Source organism: Criibacterium bergeronii (genome assembly GCF_001693775.2).
Lineage (GTDB): Bacteria > Bacillota > Clostridia > Peptostreptococcales > Filifactoraceae > Peptoanaerobacter > Peptoanaerobacter bergeronii.
In genome coordinates, this window is record NZ_MBEW02000003.1 from 100705 (window position 1) to 118792 (window position 18088).

17 protein-coding genes are annotated in these 18088 nt (G+C 31.5%); 6 read left to right on the forward strand and 11 right to left on the reverse strand.

Going from position 1 to position 18088, the window contains the following annotated elements; all coding sequences use genetic code 11:
- Positions 1–9: 9 nt before the first annotated feature.
- The 4 genes from BBG48_RS02445 to BBG48_RS02460 form a co-directional block, all read right to left on the reverse strand.
- A complete protein-coding gene (locus tag BBG48_RS02445) occupies positions 10–627 on the reverse strand; it encodes a hypothetical protein (RefSeq protein ID WP_068914147.1) in 618 nt (205 codons plus the stop codon).
- 11 nt (positions 628–638) lie between these two features.
- Entirely contained in the window at positions 639–3467 is a 2829-nt protein-coding gene (gene uvrA, locus BBG48_RS02450; RefSeq protein WP_068914146.1) for an excinuclease ABC subunit UvrA, read from the reverse strand.
- Positions 3468–3580: 113 nt separating this feature from the next.
- Positions 3581–5548: an excinuclease ABC subunit UvrB gene (uvrB, locus tag BBG48_RS02455; RefSeq protein WP_068914145.1), complete on the reverse strand. Its 1968-nt coding sequence runs from the start codon at positions 5546–5548 to the stop codon at positions 3581–3583.
- A 194-nt stretch (positions 5549–5742) separates the two neighbouring features.
- Positions 5743–6423: a hypothetical protein gene (locus BBG48_RS02460; protein ID WP_068914144.1), complete on the reverse strand. Its 681-nt coding sequence runs from the start codon at positions 6421–6423 to the stop codon at positions 5743–5745.
- Positions 6424–6641: 218 nt separating this feature from the next.
- Between BBG48_RS02460 and BBG48_RS02465 the strand changes: the two genes are divergently transcribed.
- From BBG48_RS02465 to BBG48_RS02490, 6 genes are all read left to right on the forward strand, one after another.
- Positions 6642–9038 carry a glycogen/starch/alpha-glucan phosphorylase gene (locus BBG48_RS02465; protein ID WP_068914143.1) on the forward strand — a complete coding sequence of 799 codons (2397 nt, stop codon included), beginning with the start codon at positions 6642–6644 and terminating at the stop codon, positions 9036–9038.
- A gap of 2 nt (positions 9039–9040) precedes the next feature.
- Positions 9041–10792 carry a glycoside hydrolase family 13 protein gene (locus BBG48_RS02470; RefSeq protein ID WP_068914142.1) on the forward strand — a complete coding sequence of 584 codons (1752 nt, stop codon included), beginning with the start codon at positions 9041–9043 and terminating at the stop codon, positions 10790–10792.
- 86 nt (positions 10793–10878) lie between these two features.
- Positions 10879–11235 carry a hypothetical protein gene (locus tag BBG48_RS02475; RefSeq protein WP_068914141.1) on the forward strand — a complete coding sequence of 119 codons (357 nt, stop codon included), beginning with the start codon at positions 10879–10881 and terminating at the stop codon, positions 11233–11235.
- Between the two features lie 25 nt (positions 11236–11260).
- Entirely contained in the window at positions 11261–11653 is a 393-nt protein-coding gene (locus BBG48_RS02480) for a hypothetical protein (RefSeq protein ID WP_068914140.1), read from the forward strand.
- Positions 11654–11656: 3 nt separating this feature from the next.
- Complete coding sequence (locus BBG48_RS02485; RefSeq protein WP_068914139.1) at positions 11657–11995, forward strand: hypothetical protein; 339 nt, start codon at positions 11657–11659, stop codon at positions 11993–11995.
- An 11-nt stretch (positions 11996–12006) separates the two neighbouring features.
- Positions 12007–13593 (forward strand): NAD(P)/FAD-dependent oxidoreductase, encoded by a 1587-nt coding sequence (locus tag BBG48_RS02490; RefSeq protein ID WP_068914138.1) that lies wholly within the window; start codon positions 12007–12009, stop codon positions 13591–13593.
- A 75-nt stretch (positions 13594–13668) separates the two neighbouring features.
- On the opposite strand, the gene BBG48_RS02495 is transcribed toward BBG48_RS02490, so the two are convergent.
- From BBG48_RS02495 to rsgA, 7 genes are all read right to left on the reverse strand, one after another.
- Positions 13669–14154 (reverse strand): hypothetical protein, encoded by a 486-nt coding sequence (locus BBG48_RS02495; protein ID WP_068914137.1) that lies wholly within the window; start codon positions 14152–14154, stop codon positions 13669–13671.
- Between the two features lie 98 nt (positions 14155–14252).
- Positions 14253–14717 carry an ATPase gene (locus tag BBG48_RS02500; protein ID WP_068914136.1) on the reverse strand — a complete coding sequence of 155 codons (465 nt, stop codon included), beginning with the start codon at positions 14715–14717 and terminating at the stop codon, positions 14253–14255.
- A 70-nt stretch (positions 14718–14787) separates the two neighbouring features.
- Positions 14788–15282, reverse strand: coding sequence for a pantetheine-phosphate adenylyltransferase (coaD, locus tag BBG48_RS02505; RefSeq protein WP_068914135.1), 495 nt, complete (start codon positions 15280–15282; stop codon positions 14788–14790).
- Positions 15275–15823 carry a 16S rRNA (guanine(966)-N(2))-methyltransferase RsmD gene (gene rsmD, locus BBG48_RS02510; RefSeq protein WP_068914134.1) on the reverse strand — a complete coding sequence of 183 codons (549 nt, stop codon included), beginning with the start codon at positions 15821–15823 and terminating at the stop codon, positions 15275–15277. Before rsmD ends, coaD begins: the two co-directional genes overlap by 8 nt.
- Before the next feature lie 7 nt (positions 15824–15830).
- Positions 15831–16481: a thiamine diphosphokinase gene (locus BBG48_RS02515; RefSeq protein ID WP_068914133.1), complete on the reverse strand. Its 651-nt coding sequence runs from the start codon at positions 16479–16481 to the stop codon at positions 15831–15833.
- 25 nt (positions 16482–16506) lie between these two features.
- On the reverse strand, positions 16507–17160 hold the full coding sequence (gene rpe, locus BBG48_RS02520; protein ID WP_068914132.1) for a ribulose-phosphate 3-epimerase: 654 nt from the start codon (positions 17158–17160) through the stop codon (positions 16507–16509).
- The gene (gene rsgA, locus BBG48_RS02525) at positions 17157–18059 is read right to left on the reverse strand and encodes a ribosome small subunit-dependent GTPase A (protein WP_243446732.1); all 903 of its coding nucleotides are present in this window, start codon (positions 18057–18059) and stop codon (positions 17157–17159) included. Before rsgA ends, rpe begins: the two co-directional genes overlap by 4 nt.
- Positions 18060–18088: the final 29 nt, after the last annotated feature.

Below are 18088 nucleotides of genomic sequence, written 5' to 3' on the forward strand. Positions count from 1 at the left end.
TATTACCTCTTATTTTTGTGTGAATGAATATAGTAATGCGTTGGAGTTATCCTTAGGGCTTACTATATTTAATGATAATAATTGATTTTCGTTTAGACTCTCCAAGGTATTCATTTGTTCATCGGTTATATTTAATCTAAATGTTTTTTGTCCCGTTTCAAATTCTGCTGTAGTATTATCTACTAATCCCACATATTTTCCATCTACTGTAATACTTGGGGCAATTTTAACATCAACAATTTTCCCATTTTCTGTAAAAATTGTCAATGGTTGTGTCACTTGATTTATGATAGGACTATTATTTTTTTGTAAATAGCTTTTAACATCATCATTTGTAATTGTATCAGAAAAAACTATAGGATTAGCCTCCTTATAGTAAATTCCAGCCAAACTCTGCTTTTCGTTTGTTATATTGTTGTTTTCTTGAAAAATTGGAGATTTTTCTACTTTAGCTTGATTTTTTTCAGTTTCAGATTGTTGTGACTTGTCGTCTGTTTCTTTGTTTTCAGTAGTTGCCTCTGTTTTACTTTTTTCATCGGAGGTTTGTGTTTTTTTATCATTGTTAGAGCATCCAAAAGTAAAAATCAATGCAATTGAAGTTAATGCAATTAATAATTTTCTTTTCATTTTTTTCTCCATTATTTTTTTAATAAAGGTTTTAAATATTTTCCGGTATAAGATTTTTTAGACTTTGCTACATCCTCAGGAGTGCCTGTTGCTACAATTTCTCCTCCTCCTACTCCTCCTTCAGGTCCTAAGTCTATTATATAATCACAAGATTTTATCATATCAAGGTTATGCTCTATAACTACAACAGTATTGCCTAAGTCAGTCAATTCTTGCAATACTTTTATAAGCATCTTTACATCGTGCATATGCAGACCTGTAGTTGGCTCATCAAGTATATATAGAGTATTGCCTGTTGAAACCTTGGAAAGTTCAGTGGCTAATTTTACCCTTTGTGCCTCTCCACCTGATAATTCTGTAGATGGTTGACCTAATTTGATGTAGGATAGTCCAACGTCCATTAATCTTTGAAGTCTTCTTTTTATTTTTGTATGCACATCAAAAAATTCTACAGCAGTTTTGACATCCATATTTAGTACATCTGAAATATTTTTACCCTTGTAAGTTACTTTTAAAGTCTCGCTGTTAAATCTTGTACCGTTACATACTTCACATGGCACATAAACATCAGGCAAAAAGTGCATTTCAATCTTTATTATTCCGTCACCTTTGCAAGCTTCGCATCTTCCACCTTTAACATTAAAGGAAAATCGTCCTTTACTATATCCTCTTTCCTTTGCCTCCGGCATAGTAGCAAATACATCTCTTATGCTGTCAAATACTCCTGTGTATGTGGCTGGATTTGACCTTGGTGTTCTGCCTATTGGAGATTGGTCGATGTCTACAACCTTATCTATTTTTTCCAAACCAAGTATATGCTCATGCTTACCGGGTATTGTTCTACTCTTGTAGATTTTTTTCGATGCTGCTTTAAATAATACTTCATTTACTAAGGTACTTTTACCTGAACCTGATACCCCAGTTACACAAGTAAATACGCCTAAAGGTATATCTACATCAATATCTTTTAAATTATTTTCTGAGGCTTTTTTTATAGAAATAAATCCATTTTCAATTTTTCTTCTTTTTTTAGGTACTTCTATAGTTTTTCTTCCTGCTAAATAATCTCCTGTAATTGACCTTTGTGATTTTTTTAAATCCTCAACTGAGCCTTGTGCAACAATCTCTCCTCCGTAAACACCTGCTCCAGGACCAATATCTACTACATAATCGGCAGACTTTATGGTATCCTCGTCATGCTCCACTACTATCAAAGTATTCCCGGCATCTGTTAAATTTCTAAGAGCTTGGAGCAACATATCATTGTCTTTTTGATGCAAGCCTATTGATGGCTCATCAAGTACATACAAAACTCCAACTAAAGCTGAGCCTATTTGATTAGCTAATCTAATCCTTTGTGACTCACCACCGGATAAAGTGCCCGCTGTCCTAGAAAGAGTTAGATAATCTAGTCCTACATTAGACAAAAAGGTCGCCCTATTTTTTATTTCTTTTAATATTTCTTTGCTTATGATTTGTTGTTTATTTGTTAAAGTTAAATTTTTCATATAGTCAAGCAAATCTTCGATAGATTTTTGCGTAACTTGATAAATATTTTGACCGCCCACTGTTACGGCAAGTATTAAATCATTTAATCTAGCTCCATGACAAGATGGGCAAGGCATTTGTACTATATATTTTTCTATTTTTTCTTTGACTAAGTTTGATGATGAATTACGATATCTTCTTTCAAGGTTTGGCAATATGCCTTCAAAATTAGACTTATGCTGTCTTTTACCGCCAAATCTGCTGTCAAAGTCGAATTCTAAAATCTCTTGTGAGCCATTCATTAATTTGTCTTTAAAATCCTCCGGTAAATCCTTGTATGGTATATCCATAGATATTTTATTTTTCTTTGCAAAAGCTTGTAATAATTTGAAATAATAGCCACTTTCTTTATCAGAGTCAGATGTATCCCACGCCTCTATGGCTCCTTCACGCAAAGTCTTATCTTCATTCGGAACTACTAGAGATGGTTCAACCTTATAAACGCTACCTAGTCCACTACAATGTGGGCACGCTCCAAGTGGATTGTTAAACGAAAACATCGCCGCAGATAAATCAGGTATAGCCACATCATGGTAAATACAAGCCAGCTTTGTTGAATAAGTTATTTCTTTATCTCCAATAATATCTATTACAACAAGTCCGTCTCCTAATTTTAGAGCAGTCTCTACAGAGTCGGTAAGCCTTTTTTCCAAGCCTTCTTTTATGACTAACCTATCAATTATTACTGAAATATCATGTTTCTTTGTCTTTTCAAGCTCTATTTTTTCTTCTACAGTATGTTGCTCACCATCTATTTTCATTCTCATGTAGCCATCTTTTTTTATTCCTTCTAAAATTTTTTGATGGCTACCTTTTTTACCTCTAATCACCGGTGCAATAACTTGTATTTTTGTGCCTAATTCATAGTCTAAAATTTTACCTACTATTTCTTGTACTGTTAGCTTTGATATTTCTTTGCCGCATATCGGACAATGTGGCGTGCCTACATTTGCAAATAGCAATCTCATATAATCATATATCTCTGTGACTGTGCCTACTGTAGACCTTGGATTGTTTGAGGTTGTTTTTTGGTCAATGGCGATTGCAGGTGACAAGCCTTCAATATATTCCACATCCGGTTTATCTACTTTATCTAAAAATTGTCTAGCATAAGCAGAAATGCTTTCCACATATCTTCTTTGACCTTCAGAATAAATTGTATCAAAGGCTAAAGAGGATTTGCCTGAGCCTGACAATCCTGTAAATACAACGAATTTATCTCTAGGTATTTCTAGGTCAATATTTTTTAGATTATTTTCCCTAGCTCCCTTAATAATTATCTTGTCGTTCATTTTTCCCTTTCGTAGAAAATATCTACATTTATAAAACATTCACTTAATAATGAAATAATTATTATTTAAAATAACAATGAATAATATTATAACATATTTCGCTTTAAACGTAATTATTTAATTTTTGCCTCTATTTCTCTAATCTTGTCTCTTAAATCAGCAGCTTTTTCAAACTCAAGATTTTCTGAATATTCGTACATTTTTTCTGTAAGCTCTATAACAGTCTTTTTCAGTTCTTCTATTTTCATTAGGTCTCTGACCTGATATTTTGGAGAGTCCTCAGCTACCTTTGTGGCTACAATTAAGTCTCTCACTTCTTTGTAAACGGTCTTAGGTGTAATGTTATGCTGTTTATTAAATTCAGCTTGGATAGCTCTACGTCTATTAGTTTCATCTATAGCTGCTCTCATTGAGTCTGTAATTCTGTCTGCGTACATTATTACCCTGCCGTTTTCATTTCTTGCGGCTCTACCTATTGTTTGTATCAATGAAGTCTGTGAACGCAAAAATCCTTCTTTATCCGCATCTATGATTGCTACTAATGAAACCTCAGGTAAATCAAGCCCTTCTCTTAATAAATTTATACCTACTAAAACATCGTACTTTTTCATTCGTAGGTCTCTTATAATTTTTATTCTATCCAAGGTTTCTACATCTGAGTGAAGATAAGCTACTTTAATACCTGCATTTTCCAAATAATCCGTGAGCTTTTCCGCCATTTTTTTGGTTAATGTAGTGACTAATACTCTCTCATTTTTTTCTGCTCTAATATTTATTTGAGATATCAAATCATCAATCTGACCTTCAACTGGTTTAATTTCAATTATTGGGTCAAGCAATCCTGTAGGTCTTATAATTTGCTCTGCAAACTGCTGGGTATGCTCCATTTCATATTTACCTGGGGTTGCGGAAACAAACATCACCTGATTTATTATATCTTCAAACTCTTCAAATTTTAGTGGTCTGTTGTCATAAGCCGATGGTAATCTAAAGCCATAGTCTATTAGAGTTTGTTTTCTTGACCTGTCACCTTCGTACATTGCGTGCAATTGTGGTAACATTACGTGAGACTCGTCCATTATGATTAAAAAATCCTTTTTAAAGAAGTCAATCAATGTAAATGGTCTTTGTCCGGGCAACCTGTCTGTCAAATGTCTTGAGTAGTTTTCTATACCCTTACAAGTGCCAATTTCTTTTAGCATTTCTATATCATATTTTGTCCTTTGAGTTATTCTTTGAGCCTCTAAAAGCATATTGTTCTCTTCAAAATATTTAATTCTGTCTTTTAATTCCTGCTCAATGCCTGCTATGGCTCTTTCCAGCTTGTCTTTGCTGGTTACATAGTGAGATGCTGGGAAAATAGATACATGGTCTCTAATGCCGATTGTATCACCGGTTAGATAATTTATTTCTGAAATCTGTTCTATTTCATCACCAAAAAATTCTACCCTTATACCTCTTTCATCAGTGTTGGCAGGTAAAATTTCTACAATATCCCCTCTTACTCTAAATGTGCCTCTAGTATAGTTTACATCATTTCTTTCATATTGTATTTCAATTAATTGCTTGATAACTTCGTCTCTGTCTTTATTTTGCCTCGGTCTAAGGCTAACCATCATACCAAAATATTCATCAGGGTCACCTAAACCGTATATACATGAAACTGATGCAATTATAACTGTATCTTTTCTTTCTAATATTGCCGCTGTGGCACTATGTCTTAATTTATCTATCTCATCATTTATTGCAGAGTCTTTTTCTATATAGGTGTCACTGTGCGGTACATACGCCTCAGGTTGATAATAATCGTAATAGCTTACAAAATATTCTACAGCATTTTCAGGGAAAAATTCTTTAAATTCACTGTAAAGCTGAGCGGCTAATGTCTTGTTATGTGTGATAACTAAAGTAGGCTTTTTAACTTTTTGTATTACATTTGCCATAGTAAAAGTTTTACCTGAGCCTGTAACACCTAGTAGAGTTTGAAATTTATTTCCTGATTTAATTGACTCAGCCATTACATTTACAGCCTGCTCTTGGTCTCCTGCCATACTGTAAGGCGATACTACTTTAAAATCCATTTTAACCTCAATATATAAATAACCGATTTTTAATTTGTTTTGTTTATATTATACCATTTAAAAATAATTGATACAAATTCGATGTATTTTTACAAAATATTTATCTATAAGTTGAATTCATTTTTTATATCAAATAAAAAGTTTTGCAACTTCTATAAATATATAGATTGTGCAAAACCTTTTTATAAAAGAAATTAAGCTAATTGCTTGAATATAATCATATCATCATCAGTAACATATGTGCCGATATACCCGTTATTAAAAAGCTCCTGTGCTTTTATTACATCTTCACCTTTAATTTTTATTTCATTATCATTAAATTCAAGTTGTTTGTCTATCGACTTATATGTTATATATCTTTCTAAACCGTTTGGATTTTCTGCAGATTTATATTTCATTTTGAACGCTACTAAATAATATCCTGAGTCTAAAATATTTTTGTACGAATGTATATTATGTGGTGATACCGTACCCATAAAAACAGTAAAGCCCTGTTCTTCTAAGTATCCAGTAACCATGGCTCTCATTTTATTTTGCAGTTTATTTCCTCTATATTTTTCTGCAACAAAAGATGCGTTGTTATGAATTACCTTACTTTTATCAATCTCAAATTTATCTACATCATTTGCATAATTTTTTTCATCACTTGGTTTTTGTGCATACCATATGGCAGCTATTTCATCACCGGATAATGCCATAAGCATTGAGCCGCTTTTACAAGCTGCATCAAACATTTCATTATAAGTATCTATTGAAAAAACATCTTTATTATGGAGTTTTTCGTATTCTTTGGTAATAAATTCATGGACTTTAATTACGTCCTGTGCCTGTGCCCATCCATATATAAACTTGTCGTCTCTTTTTATTTCTATCATAGAACCTCCAAATGATTATTGTTTAATTTTTAGACTTTATACCCCCAATTTATCTAGTTATATCATGTAAATTTATTATCACAATAAGAAAAATTTTTTTGAAAATGTTATTATTCGTCATTATTGCAAAAATAAATTGATTTTTTTACTTATTTCTAATAGAATATGTAGTATATGTATTTATTGTTTAATAATTTCATCATAAATTGGAGGACTCTATGTTAGTTGACAGAGAACAATTTAAAGAAGAACTAATCAAACAAGTTAAAAATGACTATTCTCAATCTATACAATCTGTTTCCGCTACAGAAGTTTACATCTCTCTAGCAAAAACTATAAGACACCTTATTTCTGATAGATGGGTTGAGCATAAGGACACCGTAAGAAATGAATTGAGTAAACAGGTTTTTTATTTTTCTTTGGAATTTATGACAGGCAGATTACTTAAAGAAAACCTTATAAAATTGGATATATATGATATGGTAGAGTCTATTTTGAAAGACTTTGACTTTTCTATAGACGAAGTCATAGAGTCTGAAAGAGAGCCGGGTCTAGGAAATGGCGGGCTTGGTAGATTAGCCGCTTGCTTTATGGACTCTTGTGCGTGCCTAGGCTTGCCGGTAAATGGTAATGGCATTAGATATAATTATGGTATGTTCGAGCAAAGATTTAGCGAAGGCAATCAAATAGAATGGCCTGATGACTGGCTAAGAGGTGACAATCCATGGGAAATCCGTAAAGAAAATCGTACTCAGATTGTAAAATATGGCGGTACTGTGAGATTTGACGAAGACTCTAGAGCAATTCATGAAAATTACGATATGGTGCACGCTGTACCATATGATATCCCACTTATAGGTAATGACGCAAAGACCGTTAATACTTTAAGACTTTGGTCAGCAGAGCTTAGTTTGGACGACAGTGAACTCAATTCCATTGAATACTCAAAAATGGAAGAGAAAAGAACTGAAACCAAAAAAATAACAAACGTGCTATATCCTGATGACTCAACCGATGAAGGTAAACTATTAAGATTAAAACAAGAGTATTTCTTTGTATCTGCCGGTTTGCAAAGCATTATTTCTGAATTTAAGAAAACTAAACTTTCTCTATCGGAAATACCTAATAAAGTTGCTATCCACATCAACGATACACATCCGACTCTTTGTATACCTGAATTAATGAGAATCCTTATGGACGAAGAATATCTTGAATGGGATGAAGCAATTGAAATCACTAAACACACTATAAGTTATACAAACCATACAATAATGCAAGAGGCTTTAGAAAAATGGCCTGCTCACTTTTTAAAGAACCTCCTCCCTAGAATCTATATGATTATAGAAGAATTAGATAGAAGATTTTTAGAAAAATATAGCAACTTAGACCATGAAACACTTAAAAATACAACTATTATAAGTGAAGGCTATGTCAGAATGGCAAACCTTGCTGTAATTATGTCCTATTCCACAAATGGCGTTGCCAAATTACACACAGAGTTACTTAAAACAGAAGTAATGAAAGATTTATACAATATCTATCCTGAAAGATTTAACAATAAAACAAACGGTGTTTCCTATAGAAGATGGATTGAATCGGCAAATCCTGAGCTGGCGTCATTGATAGATAATACTATCGGGGAATCTTGGAGAAAAAATCCACTTGATTTAGCAAAATTAAACGATTACACTGATGACCCCATAATGCTTGATAAAATCGAAGTGGTAAAAAATATCAAAAAAGAGGCCTTTGCTAATTTTGTAAGACAAAAATATAATATAATAATTGACCCAAAATCTATTTTTGATGTCCAAATAAAGAGATTTCACGAGTACAAGAGACAATTATTAAATGCTCTAAATATTTTGTATATGTACCACAAAGTGATATCAGACCCTAATTTCAAAATGCACCCAACCACATATATATTCGGTGGCAAAGCTGCATCTTCATATTACAGAGCTAAAAAAGTCATAAAATTAATTAATTCACTAGCTTTTCATATCAACTCTGACCCAAGAGTTAAAAATAGAATTAAAATAGTTTTTGTACCAAACTACAATGTTTCTTTAGCCGAAAAAATTATTCCGGCAGCAAATGTAAGTGAGCAGATTTCTACCGCTACAATGGAGGCATCAGGTACATCAAATATGAAACTTATGCTAAATGGTGCTATTACCCTTGCCACACTTGATGGTGCAAATATTGAAATAAGAGACCAAGTCGGCGATGATAACATAGTTATTTTCGGACTTAACAAGCAAGAAGTGCTTGATTATCAAAAAAATCATAACTACAACGCATCTGAGCTATATGAAAATAATCCTGATATAAAAATGGTAGTAGACTCTCTTGTAAATGGATTTTTACCTAAGCTTGGATATGACGGTATAGACTTATATGACTCCTTACTAAAAGAAAACGACAGATTTTTTGTACTAAGAGATTTTGAATCTTATCACGAGGCATCTCTACAAATTCAATCTATGTATAGAGAAAGAAAAGCTTGGAATAAAAAATCTCTTATCAATACAGCAAATGCTGGTGTATTTTCTTCTGATGAAACTATCAAAAGATATGCACAGGATATTTGGAATGTGAAAGGCATCTATTAATAATGTATTATAATTCTTATGATTTAACCTACAAAAATCCTTTCGGAGCTGTTAAAACCAATACTGAGGTGTATTTCTTTGTAGAAGTGACTGATGCCACAGAGGTTTATCTTGTAATTAAGTCGGATGATGGAGATTATAAGTATATATGGATGAACCGTATACAAAAAAATGACAAAATAGGATATGAAATTACATTTATCCCTGACAGAGCAATTCTATATTTTTATCATTTTCAAATAAATGTAAAAAGTAAACACAATTTACTGAAAAACAGCTATGAACAAGATTTTCAGCTAACTGTATACGATGACTACAAAGTACCTGATTGGTACAAAAATGGCATAGTTTACCAAATTTTTCCTGACAGATTTTATAATCCATACAAGCACCCTATCGACTACAAACCAAATAGCTTTATTTATGCTACTTGGGATGACCTCCCTATGAATATAATTAATGAAGAAAAAGAGCTGGTAAGACATGATTTTTACGGCGGAAATCTTCAAGGTGTCATAGAAAAATTGGATTATTTAGAGCTGTTGGGAGTAAATATAATCTATTTCAACCCTATTTTTCAGTCTACATCTAATCATAAATATAATACTCAAGATTACCATAAAATAGACACTATGCTCGGGGATGAGCCTACATTCAAAAGATTATTAGATGAATGTAAAAAAAGAAATATGCACGTTATTCTTGATGGCGTTTTTAATCACACCGGTGACGATAGCGAATATTTCAAAATTGCTCAAAATGATAAAAATTCTATGTATTATTCTTGGTACTATTTTAAAGATTATCCAAAGACCTACGAAAGCTGGTGGGGATTTACCACCTTACCAAAAGTAAACAGCATGAACCCAACATTTAGAGATTTTGTAATGGGCAAAGAAAACTCAATATTATCACACTGGATGAAACTTGGTGTAGATGGCTGGAGATTAGATGTAGTCGATGAGCTTGATGGAGAATTTGTAGAAGAGTTTAAATCCTCAATGAAATATTTCAATAAAGACAGCGTGCTAATCGGCGAGGTTTGGGAAGATGCCTCAAATAAAATTGCCTATTCTCAAAGAAAAAAATACTTTATGGGCAAACAGCTTGACTCTGTAATGGGTTACCCTTTCAGGACAAATGTCATTGACTTTTTAAACTGTAGTATAAGTGGCAAACAGATAACTGATAACTTTAAATTGTTAAAAGAAAATTATCCTAGAGAGGCTTTTTATGCAAATATGAACCTTCTTTCCACTCACGATGTGCCAAGACTGATAAATATGCTTAATTTTGATATGGATAATTTTAAGTCGGCTCTAGCATTGCAAATGACCTTTGCCGGTGTACCTCACATTTACTATGCAGACGAGGTAGGTCAGCAAGGAGCAATGACACCTGACAGTAGGAGAGCCTTCCCTTGGAATAATATAAACCAAGATATTTTAAAATTATACAAAAAATTGATTTCACTAAGAAAAAATAATCGAATTTTTGTAGATGGAGAGATTAAATTCAAATATCTAAATGATGATGTTTTCTTCTTTACAAGATATTTTGACGATGAAAATAATATAGACAAAAAAGTGTCAGTATTAATCGTTAGAAAAACAACCATATTAACCATAGACCTTAAATATGGCACTATATTTGATGTGATGAATGACTGCCAATTAAAAGTTGGAGAGGGTACTATAAACCATACATTTAAAAAAGGGTTCTATATATTTTCTAATTATGATTTGAATAAATAAACAAAAAATATAAACCCCCAAAGAACATTTACCTTTGGGGGTTTATAAAATAAACTAAATATTATTCTTAAATTTTTGGAGCAAAGATGAAAAAAACTTACATAATATTAATTTTAATTATATTATTGGTTTATAATATCTCACTTTTACTAAAAAATTCTTCCATGGAAAAAAGCTATGAAAAAATAATCTCTCAGGTTCAAGAGCCTAAAGAAGATACAAAAAATGGCTTTTCATATTTTAATAGGCTCAAAGCTCTTAAAAATATATCTAACGTAGAAGAGGTCAGCATACAAGAAAATAAAATGCTCATTAAAATAAATATCGTGCCATCTGATGACATTAAAAAAATACAAGCCGAAATTTCAAATACACTAAAAACATCTCCAAACAAAATAAATATATATGATGATAAATATTTGACATTAGAATACATAGATTAAATTTTTACTACACATGGAGTTTGCCATGAAACCTATAGATAAAAAAGAATTCCTGCTAATAATCATATTTTTAGCAAATATTTTGTTTATTACCCTGCCGTATACATATAAAAATATGATGCTACAAAAAGATATCAACAATGCAACTAGTAACAAAAAAGTTGTGTCTGTAAAATCAGACCCATTAAAAAACTATAAAATTTTTAATGATACCATATTAAAAAATCAAATATCCGTTATCTCAAAAACTGCCAGCATCGAAGACGACTTATTGCTAGTACAGCTTACTTGTTCAAATACCGTTTTTGAGTCCAGTTTATTTACTGACGATTTAGCTAAAAAAATTAATAATGTCAGCATAAATTCAGCATTTATAGACAACAAAGGTAATACCAGTATTACCTACTTATTAAGGTAGAATATGAAAAAAGGATACATTTTAATAGATATAGTAATCGCATTTAGTTGCTTGCTTATACTATCTGTACCGATATTTAAAACCTTCAATCTAATAAACAACAATTCACAAGCAGTAGTAGAAAAAGACGAAATTTATAAAATAATGACATTTGCATCTGAAAAAATAAAAACCGCTAATACATTTTCAGACCTTGAAACCTATTATAAAAAAGATGGATATGACATTAAAATTCAAATAGATAAAAATTTTGATGAATTAACTTATAAATATAAGGTAATAATAAGTAAGAATGACAAGATAAAACAAACATTTTTCATGTATAAAGTATATAAAAATTGAAACGAGAAAATATGATTACAATAAATAACATAAAACTACCAATTTCTGATGACGAAAGTGTATTACAACAAAAAATACATGACAAGCTAAGAAAATCCAATAAGGATTTTGAATATAAAATCCTAAAAAAATCCTTAGACGCAAGAAAAAAAGAACAAATACATTATGTATATAAGTTGTTGGTAAATGTCGATGAAAAAAGCCTATCAAAAAAACTTTTGTCTGACAAAGATATAAGTGTTTTTAATGAAGAACCAAAAATCCCTCTAAAAAAAGGCGACAAAAAATTAGAAAACCCCATATTAGTTGTAGGAATGGGTCCAGCAGGTTTATTTTGTGCTTATAAACTTATTAGCTATGGATATGATGTGATTTTATGTGAGCAAGGCTCTGATGTAGATAAAAGAGCTGTTGATGTAAAAACTTTTATAAAAACAGGCATATTAAATGAAAACTCCAATGTGCAATTTGGTGAAGGTGGAGCAGGTACATTTTCAGATGGCAAGCTAACCAGCAGGAGCAAAGACCCTAGAGGATTTGAGGTTTTGGAAATATTTCACAAATTTGGTGCAAAAGAAGAAATATTATATAGCCAAAAACCTCATATAGGCACTGACATTTTGACTAAGATTGTCAAAAATATGAGACTGAAAATGATTGAAAACGGTGCAAAAGTTTACTTTAATACAAAACTTGAAGATATAATCGTAGAAAACTCAAAAATTAGAGCTGTAGTATTAAATGGCAAAAAAGTTGACGTATCTATAGTCGTATTCGCGACAGGACATAGTAGCGAACAGATTTATAAAATGCTACACTCTCACGATGTAGCCCTTACTCAAAAGCCTTTTGCTGTAGGATTTAGGATTGAGCATCTACAAAGCGATATAAATTTAATGCAATACAAAAACGCTGCTGATAATAAATATTTGCCGGCGGCAGAATACTTTTTCACAAATGCTGTAGAAAAAACAAATAAAAGCGTCTACACCTTTTGTATGTGCCCGGGTGGGTTTGTCTTGCCATCTTCTTCTATAAAAGAGCATCTAGTAGTAAATGGTATGAGTTTTAGTAAAAGAGCCGGTAAAAATTCAAATTCCGCCTTACTTGTCAATGTAAACGATAAAGATTTTGGCGCAAATCTTTTTGATGGAATTGCTTTCCAAAGAAAAATAGAGCGTGACGCTTTTAGACTTGGCGGAGGTGGATACAAAGCTCCAGTACAAAAATTATCAGATTTTTTAAATGACAATGTGTCAACTGAGCTTGGTAAAGTTTCTCCTACCTACCCTATCGGATATACACTTACAAATTTATCAATTCTATATCCAAAAAATCTTACTGAGTCATTGAAAGCAGCTTTGCACTCACTTGGAAAAGTTGCTCCTATATTTGCTAATGGTGATGCAATACTTACTGCACCTGAAACTAGAACTTCAGCACCGGTTAGAATAGTAAGAGACCCTGAAAATTATAATTCTGTAACACTTCAAAATATGTACCCAATAGGTGAAGGCAGTGGCTATGCCGGTGGTATAGTAAGCAGTGCTATTGATGGATTAAAAATAGCTGAAAAAATTATATCAATCTATGTGTAATTTAAACCTCAAAAATAAAAGACGTTTTATGAATTGTAGAGTATCTATAATTCATAAAACGTCTTTTATTTTTAATTATTTTTCATTAATTATTTTTATTGCCTCATCGAAAAGTGTATGAGCCTCATCTTTATAAGGCATATTTAAGATTTTATCGTCAACATTTTGTAATAGCTTTTCAGCATCTTCCTTTGTAGTAGTGCCTTGAATTTGCTTTATGATGTTATTAAGTCTGTTTTTAATTATGGTGGCATCACTTAGCATATCAGGGTATTTACTCATCAAAAAATCTTCTTGAGCCTTTGCGATATCTTGACCTCTTGCAACTGCAGCCGCTATGGCTGCCGCCTTAATTCTTTCGACTGACTGAGTGTATGTGTTTACATCTTCTTCTAATAAATTACGTTTTTCTTCTGATTTAGCATCTGCCTCTTTTTTTCTTACCTTTAGCATCTGCTTTTCTTTGATTTCTTTGAGTAATTCATTATGTCTTTGCATAACAGCAGCTTGTTCAGCAGTATCATTATTGCCGTTTCGTTCCAATACGTCTTGTATTTTCATATTCCACCTCCTTGTAAAAATTTGCACAATAAATACAAATATTCATTCCATACATCGGAATATTTTAAAAATTTTTAAGTATTTTTTTAAATTTTTTATTATCCGTTATACTCTTCCAGTTCTTTAATATTTTCTTCTATTACCTTGTTAATCTTTTCTATATTTGAATGCAATTTACCAAGCATTTCTATAGCATAAGCTTTTGCACCTATTTTTATTTCTTCTGCTGTTGCATTAGCCAATTGCAAGGTTTTATTTGCATTTTCTTGAGCTAATTTAGTGATTTCACTTTCTTTCACTTTTTCATCAACAAATGTTTGGGTTCTCGCTAACAAGGAGTCAGCATCTTTTTGTGCATCGTCAAGTATTTTCTGCTTTTCATTGTTTACCCATTCAGCCTGTTTGAACTGGTTAGGCAAACCGATTTTTATGTCTTTTATTATCTCCAGTAATTCCTCTTTATCTACTGCCACTTTTCTAGATAGCGGAATATTTCCTGCATTATCTATAATATCTTCAAGTTCATCTAATAATTTAAACGTAGCTCCATTTATTTTTTCCATCTTTACCCGCCTTCATTTACTATTTGAGTATAATATAGTATATCATACTATTTTTTGCTGAAATTTGCAATTATAAATTATTATTTCTTAATTTATCATAAAGTGCATCTTCAACTACCTTTGGTACTAAATCCTTCACACTACCACCAAATGTTGCAATTTCTTTCACTGTACTTGAACTAATGTATGAATACTTTGGCAACGTAGCTAAAAATACTGTATCAACCTTGTCTTGACTTAAAAAATAGTTCATATTTGCCATTTGTAATTCTGTCTCAAAATCAGACAACATTCTTAGTCCTCTTACCACTGTATATATTTTATTCGCCTTGCAATAATCCACTAGCAACCCCGAAAAATTATCAACTTTGACATTATGTAAGTGTTTGGTAGATTCTTTTAATAACTCAACTCTATCTTCTATTGTGAATAGACTTTTTTTACTTTTATTAATAAGTATCGCTACAATCAACTCATCATACATTTGAGATGCTCTTGTGATAATATCCATATGCCCATTTGTCACCGGGTCAAAGCTCCCTGAGTACACTGCTATTTTATTCATCCTTGTACCTCATTACATTTATCTTTGTAATAGAATAAATTTTAGTCTTTTCAAGGACTAAGTTATCCGGTAAATCAAAGCTGACTGCTTTATCGGTCTCTAAAATAAAAACTCCACTATCTTTTATAAGCTTTCTCTTTGCTATAATATTTACCATATCTGATAAATGCTTGTAATCATAATATGGGTCAGCAAATATAATATCAAACCTTGAGCTTGTGGTATTCAGAAAACTTAACACATCTTGCCTTTGCATATTTACCTTTTGTGCATCATCAAGTAAATATGCGAAATTTTTTTTCATAGTTTGTATTGATTTCGAATTATTTTCCACACAAGTGCAAGTTTTTGCTCCTCTAGAAATCGCCTCACTAGCTATTGCCCCACTGCCTGAAAACAAGTCTAAAAAATCACTATCATAAATATATGGCATAAGCATATTAAATACACTTTCTTTGACCTTGTCTGTAGTTGGTCTGACTTTTTCGTCCAAAGGTGAATTAAGTTTTCTTCCTCTATATTTCCCGCCTATTATTCGCATTATTATCCTAATTATTTTTTAAATTAATTTTTACGCACAAAAGTTTGCCACTATCAAATGTTACTTTAGGTTGTTTATCTATAACAACATTGGAATTTAATAAATTTTCTCCCATACAAACATTTTTATTTGTAAGTGGATATCTAAATCCAACTAAACTCAAGTTTTTTATATCACTTATTGGGACGAATGAAACCGTTTGATTTATATAAGAATATATTGTATTTTCACCACTATAAAGTAAGGAAATTTCATTAATTTTATTAATTATTTTAACCTCTATTCCTAAATCTTTTGTGTAAACCAATAAATTAATATTAGACAAAAAGTGGTCTGCCCTATCTCCAAACGCTCCAATTACATATATCTTATTAAAACCCTTTTCAATTATTAAATCAAGAGCAATTTTTGAGTCCGTATAGTCCTTGTCTGCCGGATATTTGATAATTTTTGAATTATTTTGATAATATTCAAGTGCATCATTGCTAATTGAATCCATATCTCCGACCAAAAAATCTATTTTGTACTTTTTTTCAAATAAAAAGTTTGCTCCACCATCTGCACATACTGTAAGAGAGGAATTTTTTAAGAGTTTATCATAAAATCCAATATCATCTATTTGACCATTGACTACGCATACCGCATATTTATTTTGCATATTTAAGCCTTACTAATAAAACCTGCTATCTAATTTTTTTATATAAACCATCAATATTTTCTTTTATATCTTTGTCATTAAATACCGCAGAGCCTGCCACGAAAAGCTCTGCACCCGCATTAGAAATTTTTTCAATATTGGAAGTTTTTACTCCGCCATCAACTTCAATTATATAATTATAATTTTCTTTTTGCCTTACTTCCTTTAACCACTCAAGCTTACTTACAGAATTTTCTATAAAACTCTGTCCTCCAAACCCCGGATTTACACTCATAACTAAAACTAAATCAGCTATAGGCAACACCTCAGACAAAATGTTTATTGGAGTAGATGGGTTAATAGTAACTCCTGCTTTCATTCCATTATCCTTTATTTGATGCAAAGCTCTATCAAGGTGAGTGCACGCCTCATAGTGTATTGTTAAAATATCTGCTCCAGCCTCAGCAAAGCTTTCTATGTATCTCTCAGGCTTTTCAATCATCAAATGCACATCAAAAATTAAATCAGATAGTTTTCTTAATGATTTAATATATGGCTGACCTATTGTAATATTTGGTACAAATAAACCGTCCATTACATCTATATGCAGATACTTTATACCTGCAGCTTTTACTTGCTCCAATTGTTGTTTTATATTTGAAAGCTCGGCTGACAGAATTGATGGTGATAGTTCCTTCATTTATAATTTCTCCTATTATCCTTTTTACTTAGTTCTGATAGTATTCTTAAATATGAATCATAACGACTTTGAAAAATTTTTCCCTCTGCTAAAGCGTCCTTTACTGAGCAATCAGGTTCTTTGTCATGAAGACATTTTGCTCCAAAATAACAATTGTCATCGTATTGCTCAAACTCTACAAAACATTTTTTTAAATCATATTTATCTATGTTATCTAGCTTTATAGATGTAAATCCCGGCGTATCGACTATATATTTTCCATCTTCAATAGGTATCATTGTGGCATAGGTTGTAGTATTTTTCCCTTTTTGAAGTTTTGTACTTATTTTAGAGGTTTTTTGCTCTGAATTACCAATTATTTTATTAATTATACTACTTTTACCTACTCCTGATGGTCCTGATATTACCGTAGAGCCCGGCAATAGTAAATTTTTTAATTCATCAATGCCAATATTATTATGTGCACTAATGGAAACAGTCTTATAACCGATTTTTGAGTACACTTCCTCTTGTTTTAGATAATCCTGATTTTCATCCAAATCGATTTTATTAATTGCCAAAATTGTATTGATATTAACATTTTCTGTAGTGGCAAGAAAAACATCTGCCAAATAATAATTAAATAAAGGCTCTTTGGCTGCAAAAACTACAACCATGTTGTCGATATTAGCTACATTTGGTCTAATCAAAGAGTTTTTTCTAGGATAAATTGTTTCTATTACAGCCTCATTTGTAGTGTCGTCTTTTAAAGTTATCTCCACAAAATCGCCAACAATTATATTCTTTTTTTCTTTTTTAAAAATTCCTCTTGGTTTTGACTCATAAATTTTGCCCTCAAAATTTACATAGAAAAAATCGGATATTTTCTTAATTACTTGCCCTTTAATGTTAATCCTCACTTTCTTTTTGGAACATAGAAAAAATATAA

Excerpts from the sequence above, each read along its gene's own strand:
- BBG48_RS02490 (WP_068914138.1), top strand. The coding sequence starts at position 12,007 with ATGATTACAATAAATAACATAAAACTACCAATTTCTGATGACGAAAGT.
- rsmD (WP_068914134.1), bottom strand. The coding sequence starts at position 15,823 with ATGCGAATAATAGGCGGGAAATATAGAGGAAGAAAACTTAATTCACCT.
- BBG48_RS02445 (WP_068914147.1), bottom strand. The coding sequence starts at position 627 with ATGAAAAGAAAATTATTAATTGCATTAACTTCAATTGCATTGATTTTT.
- BBG48_RS02470 (WP_068914142.1), top strand. The coding sequence starts at position 9,041 with ATGTATTATAATTCTTATGATTTAACCTACAAAAATCCTTTCGGAGCT.
- BBG48_RS02495 (WP_068914137.1), bottom strand. The coding sequence starts at position 14,154 with ATGAAAATACAAGACGTATTGGAACGAAACGGCAATAATGATACTGCT.
- BBG48_RS02475 (WP_068914141.1), top strand. The coding sequence starts at position 10,879 with ATGAAAAAAACTTACATAATATTAATTTTAATTATATTATTGGTTTAT.
- uvrA (WP_068914146.1), bottom strand. The coding sequence starts at position 3,467 with ATGAACGACAAGATAATTATTAAGGGAGCTAGGGAAAATAATCTAAAA.
- coaD (WP_068914135.1), bottom strand. The coding sequence starts at position 15,282 with ATGAATAAAATAGCAGTGTACTCAGGGAGCTTTGACCCGGTGACAAAT.
- BBG48_RS02460 (WP_068914144.1), bottom strand. The coding sequence starts at position 6,423 with ATGATAGAAATAAAAAGAGACGACAAGTTTATATATGGATGGGCACAG.
- BBG48_RS02485 (WP_068914139.1), top strand. The coding sequence starts at position 11,657 with ATGAAAAAAGGATACATTTTAATAGATATAGTAATCGCATTTAGTTGC.
- rpe (WP_068914132.1), bottom strand. The coding sequence starts at position 17,160 with ATGAAGGAACTATCACCATCAATTCTGTCAGCCGAGCTTTCAAATATA.
- BBG48_RS02480 (WP_068914140.1), top strand. The coding sequence starts at position 11,261 with ATGAAACCTATAGATAAAAAAGAATTCCTGCTAATAATCATATTTTTA.
- BBG48_RS02500 (WP_068914136.1), bottom strand. The coding sequence starts at position 14,717 with ATGGAAAAAATAAATGGAGCTACGTTTAAATTATTAGATGAACTTGAA.
- BBG48_RS02465 (WP_068914143.1), top strand. The coding sequence starts at position 6,642 with ATGTTAGTTGACAGAGAACAATTTAAAGAAGAACTAATCAAACAAGTT.
- BBG48_RS02515 (WP_068914133.1), bottom strand. The coding sequence starts at position 16,481 with ATGCAAAATAAATATGCGGTATGCGTAGTCAATGGTCAAATAGATGAT.
- uvrB (WP_068914145.1), bottom strand. The coding sequence starts at position 5,548 with ATGGATTTTAAAGTAGTATCGCCTTACAGTATGGCAGGAGACCAAGAG.